We start from the raw sequence: 12,354 nt of genomic DNA, 5'->3' as shown, positions 1-12,354 counted from the left end.
GGGTCGCTTGCCAGCTGTGCGGGCATCGCTGCCGTCGCCGCTACGGCCGGGGCACCTTTGTCTGCCTGCAAACGGGCCAGTTGATCGTTTTTCAGTTGAATCAACTTTTGCAGTTTATCCAACTGGCTTTGCAGATCTGCCGCACGGCTCTTGAGTTCTTCGTTATCGCGGCGGGTGGTGTCCAGTTGCTCCTGGGTCATCGCCAGCTTGTCACTCAAGACCTGGCTGTCACCGGCCTTGCCCTTGCCGCCCTTCCTGGCTGCTTCAGCCGAGACCAGGCTCAGGTTGTCCTGGGTATTGGTGGTCGACGGCGCATTGCCGGCCTGGGCACGCTTGGTGGCGTCCAGTTGCTGCTTACCGGCCGCCTGATTGGTCGCCCCGCGCCGACCCTGGCGCCAGGCGGCATTTTGTACCCTCACTTCGGCAATTGCCTGAGGCTGCGGCAACGCCGTGCTTTGTACGGTGTCCGGCAGGCGCAGCACCTGGCCGGTTTTCAGGCGGTTGATATTGCCGTCGATAAAGGCGTCGGGATTGAGTGCCTGAATGGCCAGCATGGTCTGCTGCACCGAGCCGCCATTGCGGTGCTTCTGCGCAATTTCCCACAGGGTGTCGCGGGAGGTGGTGGTGTGCTGGGCCGGCTTGCTCACAGCGGGCGCACTGCGGGCGGGCGTTCCCACGCGCGGTGCAGGTGCTGCGGGGGTCGAAGCCGACTGGTCGAACTTGGCAGGGTCGAGCAACACGCTGTAGTCGCGCATCAAGCGGCCATTGGGCCATTGCACCTGCAGCAGGAAACGTACGTAGGAATCCGGCAGCGGCTTGCTGGAGGTGACGCGCACCACGCTGCGACCGCTGGGATTGATGACCGGGGTAAACGTCAGGTCATCGAGAAACGCCTGGCGATCGACGCCCGCGTCCACGAACGCCTGGGATGAGGCCAGGCTCGGGGTGATCTCGGACGCCGTGAGGCCACCGACATCGAGCAATTCGATTTCCACCGACAACGGCTGGTTCAACTTCGACTTGAGGGTCATTCCCCCCAACTGGAGCGCCTGCGCCATACCGGAGGACAGCGCCGAGGCGGCCGCTATTGCTAACACCAGTTTGCGAACTTGAACCATAGCCTCATCCTTTGTTTGAACACTCCCCGGCCTGCGAGAAGGTTGGTAACCGCTTGCCATAAGGCATGGCGAGCCGATAGGTCACCGACGCGCAATTGTTCCTGCTTGGGGCCAAGCATAGCGCCTGGTTAGAATCAATCTACAAATTGCCGCCAAGTATCTTTTACGCAAGGCGTTTTATCAACAACTGCGCCAGTTGCACGGCGTTAAGGGCGGCGCCCTTGCGTACGTTATCTGACGTCAGCCACAGATTTAGTTCAGCCGCGTCATCCACTCCCGCGCGCACCCGGCCTACATAGACCACATCCTGGCCCACTGCGTCGCCCACGGCTGTAGGGTAATCCCCCTCTTCTACCAGCTCGATACCCGGCGCGGCCTCCAATGCGCGGTTGACGGCGGCAAGATCGACCGCCGCGCCCAATTGCAATGACACAGTCAGGCTATCGCCAAAAAACACCGGGGCTTGAACGCAAGTTGCGGAAATCTTTAGCAAAGGTAATTCCAGGACTGCGCGCAGTTCGTGAACCAGGCGCTTTTCCAGGGTGGTATGCCCTTGGGCGTCTGGCGTGCCGACTTGTGCCAACAGGTTGAAGGCCATTTGCCGGTCAAAGAACTTAGGTTCCAGAGGGCGCACATTCAGGAGCTCGGCGGTCTGACGTGCCAATTCGCTGACGGCTTCGCGGCCCTGGGCAGACACTGCCAGGCTGGCAGTGACGGCGACACGCTGGATGTCCAGCAAGCCGCGCAACGGCGCCAGCACCACCGCCAGGTTGGTGGCCGACGGGCTCGGGCTGCCGAGCTGGAACGGTTTTTCCAGGCCGTCGAGGACGTGGGCATTGGCTTCCGGCACCACCTGGGGCGCCTGCTCGGCGGGCAAGGCTCCCGACAAGTCGATCACCGAGCAACCCGCCGCCGTGGCTCGCGGCGCGAAGCTCAGGGTGACTTCCGGGCCTGCGGCGAAGAAGGCCAGTTGCACCTTGCTGAAATCGAATTCGTCGACCTCCTTGACCCGTACGTTCTTGCCGCGAAACGGTACCGAGGCGCCAGCAGAGTTACTGCTCGCCAGCAGGTACAGGGTGCCCACCGGGAATTCCAGCTCTTCGAGAATCTGCACCAGGGTTTCACCAACGGTGCCGGTGGCACCGATCACGGCAATTTCAAAGGTCTGGGTCATGGGGGCTGCCTCGGGCATTGCGGGGGGAGCGGCACTTTACCGGGTGGCCGGGAGCGAGGCAATTAACCTGGGTCTGGTGAAGTGGCTGATGGCCCTATCGGGGCATAGGTATCTACACAACTTCCAGTGAATACGGAATCTATGGCAATTAGGCTTCTGTGGTGAGCGGGCTTGCCCCGCGCTGGGTTGCGAAGCAGCCCCAATAAGGTCAACGCAGAGTGCCAGAATCAATCGAGGTGAAGGTTTTGGGGTTGCTTCGCAACCCAGCGCGGGGCAAGCCCGCTCACCACAGAGTTATGTGTCAGCCTTTAAGAGTTGTGTAGATACCCATGGCTATCGGGGGCAAGCCCCTCCCACATTCAACCGAGTTCCAACCTTGAAATGCTGTTTACTGTGGGGGGGGGGGCTTGCCCTGATAGCGCCCGAAAGAACAATAAAAAACCCGCGCCTGTCACCAGAACGCGGGTTTCTATTATTGCTTCAAGCGATCAACGCTCCAGCAAGATCCGCAACATGCGACGCAACGGCTCGGCCGCGCCCCACAGCAGTTGGTCGCCGACGGTGAATGCGCCCAGGTACTGGGTGCCCATGTTCAGCTTGCGCAGACGGCCCACCGGTACATTCAGGGTGCCGGTGACCTTGGTCGGGCTCAGTTCCTGCATGCTGATGTCGCGGTTGTTCGGCACCAGCTTGACCCAGGGGTTGTGCTGGCTGATCAGCCCTTCGATATCGGCGATCGGCACGTCTTTGTTCAGCTTGATGGTCAGCGCCTGGCTGTGGCAGCGCATGGCGCCGATGCGCACGCAGATGCCATCCACCGGGATCGGGCTCTTGAACCGGCCGAGGATCTTGTTGGTCTCGGCCTGGGCCTTCCACTCTTCGCGGCTCTGGCCGTTCGGCAGCTCTTTGTCGATCCACGGGATCAGGCTGCCGGCCAATGGCACACCGAAGTTCTCGGTCGGGTAGGCATCGCTGCGCATGGCTTCGGCCACACGGCGGTCGATGTCGAGGATCGCGCTGGCCGGGTCGGCCAGTTGATCGGCGACGGCGGCGTGGGTCGCGCCCATCTGCTTGATCAACTCACGCATGTTCTGCGCGCCGGCGCCGGACGCCGCCTGGTAGGTCATGGCGCTCATCCACTCGACCAGGCCGGCTTCGAACAGACCGCCCAGACCCATCAGCATCAGACTGACGGTGCAGTTGCCGCCCACATAATTCTTGGTGCCGGCATCCAGTTGCTGGTCGATGACCTTGCGGTTGACCGGATCGAGGATGATCACGGCGTCGTCCTGCATGCGCAGGCTCGAGGCGGCGTCGATCCAGTAACCCTGCCAGCCGGCTTCACGCAGCTTGGGGAAGACTTCGCTGGTGTAGTCGCCACCCTGGCAGGTGAGGATCACGTCGAGGGTCTTCAGCTCTTCAATGCTGTAGGCGTCCTTGAGCGGGGCAATATCCTTGCCCACGGACGGCCCTTGGCCACCTACGTTCGAAGTGGTGAAAAACACCGGCTCAATAAGATCGAAATCCTGCTCTTCCAGCATCCGCTGCATGAGCACGGAACCGACCATACCGCGCCAACCGATCAGACCTACACGTTTCATCGCAACTACACCTTGTTAAAAAGTGGGCCGCCTTGCAGCAACAACTGCAAGCGGGCCCGAGAGATTACAGATTCCGCAGCGCGGCGACTACTGCGTCGCCCATTTCCTGCGTACCCACCTTGGTGCAACCCTGCGACCAGATGTCGCCGGTGCGCAGGCCCTGGTCCAGCACCAGGCTCACGGCCTTCTCGATCGCATCCGCGGCGTCGCTCAGGTTGAAGCTGTAACGCAGCATCATCGAGACCGACAGGATGGTCGCCAGCGGGTTGGCAATGCCCTGGCCCGCGATGTCCGGCGCCGAGCCGTGGCAAGGCTCGTACATGCCCTTGTTATTGGTGTCCAGGGACGCCGACGGCAGCATGCCGATGGAACCGGTGAGCATCGAGGCCTGGTCGGACAGGATGTCGCCGAACAGGTTGTCGGTGACGATCACGTCGAACTGCTTCGGCGCACGGACCAATTGCATGGCGGCGTTGTCGACGTACATGTGGCTCAGTTCGACGTCCGGGTAATCCTTGGCCACTTCTTCGACGATTTCGCGCCACAGCTGGCTGGAGGCCAGGACGTTGGCCTTGTCCACCGAGCAGACCTTCTTGCCGCGCACACGGGCCATGTCGAAACCGACGCGGGCGATACGGCGGATTTCACTCTCGCTGTACGGCAGTGTGTCGTAGGCCTGGCGCTCGCCATTCTCCAGCTCGCGCACGCCCCGTGGCGAGCCAAAGTAGATACCGCCGGTCAGTTCACGCACGATCAGGATGTCCAGGCCCGCCACCACTTCCGGCTTCAGGCTCGACGCATCGGCCAGTTGCGGGTAGAGGATCGCCGGGCGCAGGTTGCCGAACAGGCCCAGCTGTGCGCGGATTTTCAGCAGGCCGCGCTCAGGGCGGATATCACGCTCGATCTTGTCCCACTTCGGGCCACCCACGGCGCCCAGCAGCACGGCATCGGCGGCGCGGGCGCGGTCCAGGGTTTCGTCGGCCAGGGGCACGCCGTGCTTGTCGATGGCAGCGCCGCCGATCACGTCGTGGCTCAATTCGAAGCCCAGGCTGTACTTGCTGTTGGCAAGCTCCAGGACCTTGACCGCTTCGGCCATGATTTCCGGACCAATACCGTCGCCAGGGAGAATCAGAATCTGCTTGCTCATGGGTTCCTCATTTCATCGAGCGACCTGCCCGTGGGCAGGTCGGGAAAATTAATCAGCGTTCGGCCCAGACCACCAGCACGTCGGTGCTGAAGGTGCCGTCGGCCTGAATCTCGTAGTAATCGCGCACTTCCTGGCCCATCGCCTGCTGCAGCTGCAGGATCGCGGCGCGCAGCACTTGCGGTGTGCGCATGCGTTCGACCCACGAGGTGTATTCCAGACGCAGGCGCTGGCGGCTGCTGTTGCGTACGTGCAAACCGGCTTCGCTGAGCTGGCGCATCCATTCGGCGGCGGAGTAGTCACGCACGTGGCTGGTGTCGCGCAACACTTCGACGGTTTGCAGGTAAGTGTCCAGCAACGGGCTGCCCGGTGACAAGACATCGACAAACGCCGCCACGCCGCCCGGCTTGAGCACGCGGCGCACTTCGCGCAGGGCCACGCCGAGGTCGCTCCAATGGTGCGCCGAATAACGGCTGAACACGAAGTCGAATTCGCCATCGGCAAACGGCAGGCGCTCGGCGGCGCCGTTTACGGTGCTGATATTGGTGAGACCGCGATCTTGCGCAGCGGCGGCCACCACATCGAGCATCTGCTGGGACAGGTCGTAGGCCACCACCTCCTTGACCAATGGCGCCACATGGAAACTCACATGACCGGCACCGCAGCCCAGGTCCAGCAGTCGTGCACCGCCCTGCCCGACCAGTTCGGCCTGGAGCAGCGCAAATTCGGTGCCTTGGGCGTGCACGGCACTGCTCAGGTAGGCAGACGCCTGTTCGCCGAATTGTTTTTGCACGACTTGGGTGTGGGCGGTGCTGGTCATGGTGGCATCCTTCAAGGGTTGTGTTGCTGGTACCGGCCTACATCAATTTATGCGTCACGAAACAACCAGGGCTGGCTCACCCGGTGCCTGGCTTCGAACGCGGCAATCGCATCGCCGTCCTGCAAGGTCAGGCCGATATCGTCCAGGCCGTTGATCAGGCAGTGCTTGCGGAAGGCGTCCACCTCAAAGTGGTACACCTTGCCGTCCGGACGGGTCACGGTTTGCGCAGCCAGGTCGATGGTCAGCTGGTAGCCCACATCGGCTTCCACTTGCTTGAACAGTTCGTCGACTTCTTCGTCGGTCAAGATGATCGGCAACAGGCCGTTCTTGAAGCTGTTGTTGAAGAAGATGTCGGCATAGCTCGGCGCGATGATGCTGCGAAAGCCATATTCTTCCAGGGCCCACGGCGCGTGCTCGCGACTGGAGCCGCAACCGAAGTTTTCCCGGGCCAGCAACACGCTGGCGCCCTGGTAGCGCTCGGCGTTGAGCACGAAGTCCTTGTTCAGCGGGCGCTTGGAGTTGTCCTGGTAGGCGTAGCCCACGTCCAGGTAGCGCCATTCGTCGAACAGGTTGGGGCCGAAACCGGTGCGTTTGATGGACTTCAAGAACTGCTTGGGGATGATCTGGTCGGTGTCGACGTTGGCACGGTCCAACGGCGCGACCAAACCGGTGTGTTGGGTAAAAGCTCTCATCGGGTTTTCCTCAGATCAATTCGCGAACGTCGATGAAACGACCGTTGACGGCAGCGGCGGCGGCCATGGCGGGGCTGACCAGGTGGGTACGGCCACCGGCGCCCTGACGCCCTTCGAAGTTACGGTTGGAGGTCGACGCGCAATGCTCGCCCGACTCCAGGCGGTCCGGGTTCATCGCCAGGCACATCGAGCAGCCCGGCTCACGCCACTCGAAACCGGCTTCGAGGAAGATCTTGTCCAGGCCTTCGGCTTCAGCCTGGGCTTTAACCAGGCCCGAGCCTGGCACCACGATGGCCTGCTTGATGGTCGAAGCGACTTTGCGGCCCTTGGCGATAACCGCCGCAGCGCGCAGGTCTTCGATCCGCGAGTTGGTGCAGGAGCCGATAAACACGCGATCCAACTGTATGTCGGTGATCGCCTGGTTGGCCTTCAAGCCCATGTACTTCAAGGCGCGCTCGATGGAACCGCGCTTGACCAGGTCGGCTTCCTGCGCCGGGTCCGGCACGTTCTGGTCGACGGCCAGGACCATTTCCGGCGAAGTGCCCCAGCTGACCTGCGGCTTGATCTGGGCAGCATCGAGTTCAACCACGGTGTCGAACACCGCATCGGCGTCTGACACCAGGTCTTTCCAGGCTTCAACCGCGGCGTCCCAATCGGCGCCTTGCGGTGCAAATGGGCGCCCCTTCACGTATTCAACGGTTTTCTCGTCCGCCGCCACCATGCCCACGCGAGCACCGGCTTCGATGGACATGTTGCAAATGGTCATGCGGCCTTCGATGGACAGGTCGCGAATGGCGCTGCCGGCGAACTCGATGGCATGGCCGTTACCGCCGGCGGTGCCGATCTTGCCGATCACGGCGAGCACGATGTCCTTGGCGGTCACGCCGAACGGCAAGGTGCCTTCGACACGCACCAGCATGTTCTTCATTTTCTTGGCGACCAGGCACTGGGTGGCGAACACATGCTCCACCTCCGAGGTGCCGATGCCGTGGGCCAGGGCGCCAAACGCACCGTGGGTGGAGGTGTGGGAGTCGCCGCAGACCACGGTCATGCCCGGCAAGGTGGCGCCCTGCTCCGGGCCGATCACGTGGACGATCCCTTGACGCACGTCATTCATCTTGAATTCGGTGATGCCATATTCGTCGCAGTAGTCGTCGAGAGTCTGGACCTGCAAACGCGACACGGTGTCGACAATGGCATCGATCCCGCCCTTGCGCTCCGGGGTGGTCGGCACGTTGTGGTCCGGGGTGGCGATGATCGAGTCGACGCGCCAGGGCTTGCGCCCGGCCAGCCGCAGGCCTTCGAACGCTTGGGGCGAGGTCACTTCATGGATGATGTGACGGTCGATATAGATCAGCGACGAGCCATCGTCGCGCCGTTTCACTTCATGGGAATCCCAAAGCTTGTCGTAAAGCGTTTTGCCGGCCATCAGTCGGTCCTCATCAGCGGTGTTTCTATGCGCCGGGCTTTTCAATAACCCTTTGGCTTGTGAGGCTGATGGTATGGCGCTACATTAAATAACTCAAATTCATATTTTTTATGCTTTGGATTACCAACTGGAATACACCCATGGACCTGGCCAACCTCAATGCCTTTATTGCCATCGCCGAGACCGGCAGCTTCTCAGGTGCCGGTGAACGCCTGCACCTGACCCAACCGGCCATCAGCAAGCGCATCGCCGGCCTGGAACAGCAATTGAAGGTGCGACTGTTCGATCGCCTGGGCCGTGAAGTCGGCCTGACCGAAGCCGGCCGGGCCTTGCTGCCGCGCGCTTATCAGATTCTCAACGTGCTGGACGACACCCGCCGCGCCCTCACCAATCTCACCGGAGAAGTCAGCGGCCGCCTGACCTTAGCCACCAGCCACCATATCGGCCTGCATCGTTTGCCTCCGATCCTGCGTACCTTCACCCGGGAATACCCGAATGTGGCGCTGGATATTCAGTTTCTCGATTCGGAAGTGGCCTACGAAGAAATCCTCCACGGCCGCGCCGAAGTGGCAGTGATCACCCTGGCGCCCGCCCCCCATCACCTGGTACGCGCCACCCCGGTGTGGGACGACCCGCTGGATTTCGTGGTGGCGCCGGAGCACAGCCTCACCGGCAACCGCGACGTCAGCCTGGCCGATATTGCCGGCCACCCGGCGGTTTTCCCTGGCGGTAATACCTTTACCCACCATATTGTCAGCCGACTGTTCGAGGCCCAGGGCCTTACCCCGAACATCGCAATGAGTACTAACTACCTGGAAACCATCAAGATGATGGTCTCCATCGGCCTGGCCTGGAGCGTCTTGCCGCGCACCATGCTCGATGATCAGGTGGCGAGTATCGCTTTGCCGGGCATACAACTCAGTCGCCAGCTAGGCTATATCGTGCACACCGAAAGGACGCTGTCGAACGCTGCGCGGGCGTTCATGAGCCTGTTGGATGCACAGGTGGATCTGCCAGTGATACCGGTATGACGCCGTGCGGCCCCAGGTTGTGAATAAAACCGCGCTGTTTGCCCATCGAGCCAAGGCCCTTTGATAATGCGCAACCCTGTCGACCCTCTGCCTCCCCTGCCCCGTATCTACGCTCTGGACCCCCAGCAGGCGGAACAAAGCTGGGACAGCGCCCCGCAACTGCTGGCAGCCCTGAATGCTGCCCGGCTGGGCGCGTGGTGCTGGGAAATCGACACGGGCCGTATCAGCTGGTCACGGGGCACCCAGGCGCTGTTCGGCTTCGACCCGCGCCAACCACTGCCCAAGGACCTGGACTACCTCGACCTGCTGGCGCCCTCGGATCGCTCCCGGGTGGTGCGAGCCTTTCATGCGGTACTGGCCGGCGAGCCGTTCGAGCAGGCCATGCACCATCACATCCAATGGCCGGACGGCACCCATCACTGGTTGGAGATCAACGGCAGCCTGGCACCGGACAAGGCCGGTCGGCGCCGCATGATCGGCGTGATCCGCGAAACCACTCGCCAGCGCGAGCGGGAGCACGCCCTCAGCCATTCCGAAAAACGCTTCGCCACGCTGTTTCACCTGTGCCCGAACATGGTGCTGTTGACCCGCCAGTCCGACGGCCTGATCAGCGAAGCCAACCAGTATTTCGAGATGCTCTTCGGCTGGCCGGTGGCCGATGCCATCGGCCGCACCACCCTGGACCTGGGCCTGTGGAGGCACCCCGAACAACGTGCGCAGCTGGTCCTGGCCACCCAGCGCAAGGGTGAACCCATCACCATGGAAGTGCAGTTCTGCGCCAGCAACGGCCAGATCCACGATGGCACCCTCAGTGCACAAAAGGTCGAACTGGAGGGCGAGGCTTATTTGCTCAGCACCTTTCTCGACACCACCGAGCGCAAAAACGCCGAAAATGCCCTCAAGGACAGCCAGGAGCGCCTGGACCTGGCCCTGGACTCGGCGCAACTGGGCACCTGGGACTGGCATATCCCCACCGGCATGCTCTACGGCTCGGCCCGCGCCGCTCAACTGCACGGCCTGCCACCCGAGCCCTTCCATGAATCCTTCGAGGCGTTTTTCGAGGGCATGCCCAGGCAAGAGCGCGAGAACATGCGCAACGCTTATCGCACCCTGCGCGAAGGCCCGGCCGGCAATTACCAACTCACTTACCGCGTGCCAGTGGAAGACGGCAGCTCGCGCTACCTGGAAAGCCGCGCCCGCCTCTACCGCGACGAGCAAGGGGCGCCGCTGCGCATGGCCGGCACCCTGCTGGACATCACCGACCAGGTGGAACGCGAACAACGCCTGACCGCCTCCGAAGAAAAGTTCGCCAGCCTGTTCCAGGCCAGCCCCGATCCCATCTGCGTCACCTGCCTGGACAGTGGCGGGTTCATCGAGATCAACCCCGCCTTCACCCAGACGTTTGGCTGGACGGCGGCCGAGGTGATCGACAAGAGCGCCGAGCAGATCGGCCTGTGGGACGAGTCAAGCAAGCGCCTGCAGCGTATCGAACAGGTGATTCGCGACCAGGCGTTGAGCAATGTGGCCATCGTGGTGCACCACAAGAACGGCCAAACCCTGACCTGCATGATTTCCAGCCGGCTGATCAAGGTGGGCGACCAGCCGTGCATCGTCACCACCTTGCGCGACATCACCCAGCAACAACGCTCGGAGGCCGCGCTGAAGGCCAGCGAGGAAAAATTCGCCAAGGCCTTCCATTCCAGCCCCGACGCCATCTCCATCACCGAGCGCGACACCGGCCGTTATGTGGAGGTCAACGATGGCTTCTGCCGCCTCACCGGCTACCGTGCCGAAGAAGCCATCGGCCTGACGCTGTACCAGATCGGCATCTGGGCCGATGAAAACCAGCGTTCCGCCTTGTTGGCCGAATTGCAGATCAAAGGGCGCATCCCTCACCTGGAAATGCTCTGGCACAACAAGCGCGGCGACGTATTGGCGGTAGAAGTCTCGGTCGAGCCGATCACCCTCAATGAAACCCCGTGCCTGCTGCTGACCGCGCGGGACGTGAGCCTGCTGAAAAACGCCCAGGCGCAGATCCGTCACCTGGCCTATCACGACCCGCTGACCAACCTGCCCAACCGCGCGCTGCTGATGGATCGCCTGAGCCAACAGATCGCCTTGCTCAAGCGCCATAACCTGCGCGGTGCCCTGCTGTTTCTCGACCTCGACCATTTCAAGCACATCAACGATTCCCTCGGCCACCCGGTGGGCGACACCGTGCTGAAAATCGTCACCGCGCGCCTGGAAGCCAGCGTGCGCATGGAGGACACGGTGGCGCGCCTGGGCGGCGATGAGTTCGTGGTACTGCTCAGCGGCCTGGATGGTACGCGCACTCAAGTCAGCACCCAGGTGCAGGAACTGGCCGATACCCTGCGCGAATTGCTTTCGGAGCCGATGTTCCTCGATGGCCATCGCCTGCAGGTCACGCCAAGCATCGGCGTGGCGTTGATTCCCGACCATGGCACCACCCCGGCGGACCTGCTCAAGCGCGCCGACATCGCCCTGTACCGGGCCAAGGATTCGGGGCGCAACACCACGCAGATGTTCCACAACAGCATGCAAAAGGCCGCCAGCGAGCGCCTGCGCATGGAAACCGACCTGCGCCTGGCCCTGTCGCGCGGCGAGTTCAGCGTGCATTACCAGCCCCAGGTGGATGCGCGCGGCAACAAGATCGTCGGCGCCGAGGCCCTGGTGCGTTGGCAGCATCCGCAGTTGGGCGCGCAGTCGCCGTCCGAATTCATCAAGGTCCTGGAAGACAGCGGCCTGATCCTCGAAGTGGGTACCTGGATCCTCGATGAGGCCTGCGCCGCCTTTGCACAGCTGATTGCCGAAGGCTTGGTGGACCCGTTGAATTTCAGCCTGTGCGTGAACATCAGCCCCCGGCAGTTTCGCCAGAACGACTTTGTCGAACGGGTGGAGCGCAGCCTCAAGCGGCATCAACTGCCCTGCAACCTGCTGAAACTGGAAATCACCGAAGGCATCGTGATTCAGAACCTGGACGACACCGTGGCGAAGATGCGCCGCCTGAAAAAGCTCGGTGTCAGTTTTGCCATGGATGACTTCGGTACCGGCTACTCATCGCTGACGTACCTCAAGCGCCTGCCGGTGGATGCACTGAAGATCGACCAGTCCTTCGTACGCGACGCGACCCATGACCCCAACGACGCCGAAATCATCCGCGCCATCGTGGCCATGGCCCGCAGCCTGAACCTGACAGTGATTGCCGAAGGCGTGGAAACCCCGGAACAACTGGCATTCCTGCAAAAGCTGGGCTGCCATTTGTTCCAGGGGTATTTGCACAGTCGGCCACTGCCGATCGAAGGATTTCGGCGGTTGTTGGGCTAG

The 12,354-nt window shown here is 62.2% G+C and carries 9 protein-coding genes; 2 read left to right on the top strand and 7 right to left on the bottom strand.

Annotation, left to right across the window (positions count from 1 at the left end; genetic code table 11):
• The 7 genes from BFQ01_RS09700 to leuC all read right to left on the bottom strand — a co-directional run.
• Positions 1-1,118, bottom strand: a 1,118-nt coding sequence (locus BFQ01_RS09700; RefSeq protein WP_176718741.1) for a type IV pilus assembly protein FimV, incomplete at its 3' end; no start/stop codon positions are given.
• Positions 1,119-1,281: 163 nt separating this feature from the next.
• Positions 1,282-2,292 (bottom strand): aspartate-semialdehyde dehydrogenase, encoded by a 1,011-nt coding sequence (locus BFQ01_RS09695; RefSeq protein WP_065925094.1) that lies wholly within the window; start codon positions 2,290-2,292, stop codon positions 1,282-1,284.
• Between the two features lie 488 nt (positions 2,293-2,780).
• Entirely contained in the window at positions 2,781-3,893 is a 1,113-nt protein-coding gene (asd, locus tag BFQ01_RS09690) for an aspartate-semialdehyde dehydrogenase (protein ID WP_027604071.1), read from the bottom strand.
• 64 nt (positions 3,894-3,957) lie between these two features.
• Positions 3,958-5,040, bottom strand: coding sequence for a 3-isopropylmalate dehydrogenase (gene leuB / locus BFQ01_RS09685; protein WP_017530190.1), 1,083 nt, complete (start codon positions 5,038-5,040; stop codon positions 3,958-3,960).
• A gap of 52 nt (positions 5,041-5,092) precedes the next feature.
• Complete coding sequence (locus tag BFQ01_RS09680; protein ID WP_065925093.1) at positions 5,093-5,857, bottom strand: class I SAM-dependent methyltransferase; 765 nt, start codon at positions 5,855-5,857, stop codon at positions 5,093-5,095.
• Between the two features lie 47 nt (positions 5,858-5,904).
• Positions 5,905-6,549 (bottom strand): 3-isopropylmalate dehydratase small subunit, encoded by a 645-nt coding sequence (leuD, locus tag BFQ01_RS09675; protein ID WP_065925092.1) that lies wholly within the window; start codon positions 6,547-6,549, stop codon positions 5,905-5,907.
• Between the two features lie 10 nt (positions 6,550-6,559).
• Positions 6,560-7,978 carry a 3-isopropylmalate dehydratase large subunit gene (gene leuC / locus BFQ01_RS09670; RefSeq protein ID WP_027604068.1) on the bottom strand — a complete coding sequence of 473 codons (1,419 nt, stop codon included), beginning with the start codon at positions 7,976-7,978 and terminating at the stop codon, positions 6,560-6,562.
• A gap of 140 nt (positions 7,979-8,118) precedes the next feature.
• Between leuC and BFQ01_RS09665 the strand changes: the two genes are divergently transcribed.
• Positions 8,119-9,009, top strand: coding sequence for a LysR family transcriptional regulator (locus BFQ01_RS09665; RefSeq protein ID WP_065925091.1), 891 nt, complete (start codon positions 8,119-8,121; stop codon positions 9,007-9,009).
• A 66-nt stretch (positions 9,010-9,075) separates the two neighbouring features.
• A complete protein-coding gene (locus tag BFQ01_RS09660) occupies positions 9,076-12,354 on the top strand; it encodes an EAL domain-containing protein (protein ID WP_065925090.1) in 3,279 nt (1,092 codons plus the stop codon).

It is taken from the genome of Pseudomonas sp. 8 R 14, from assembly GCF_900005955.1.
Lineage (GTDB): Bacteria > Pseudomonadota > Gammaproteobacteria > Pseudomonadales > Pseudomonadaceae > Aquipseudomonas > Aquipseudomonas marginalis.
Note: the sequence above shows the minus strand (reverse complement) of the source record. Positions and strands in the feature narration are given on the sequence as shown.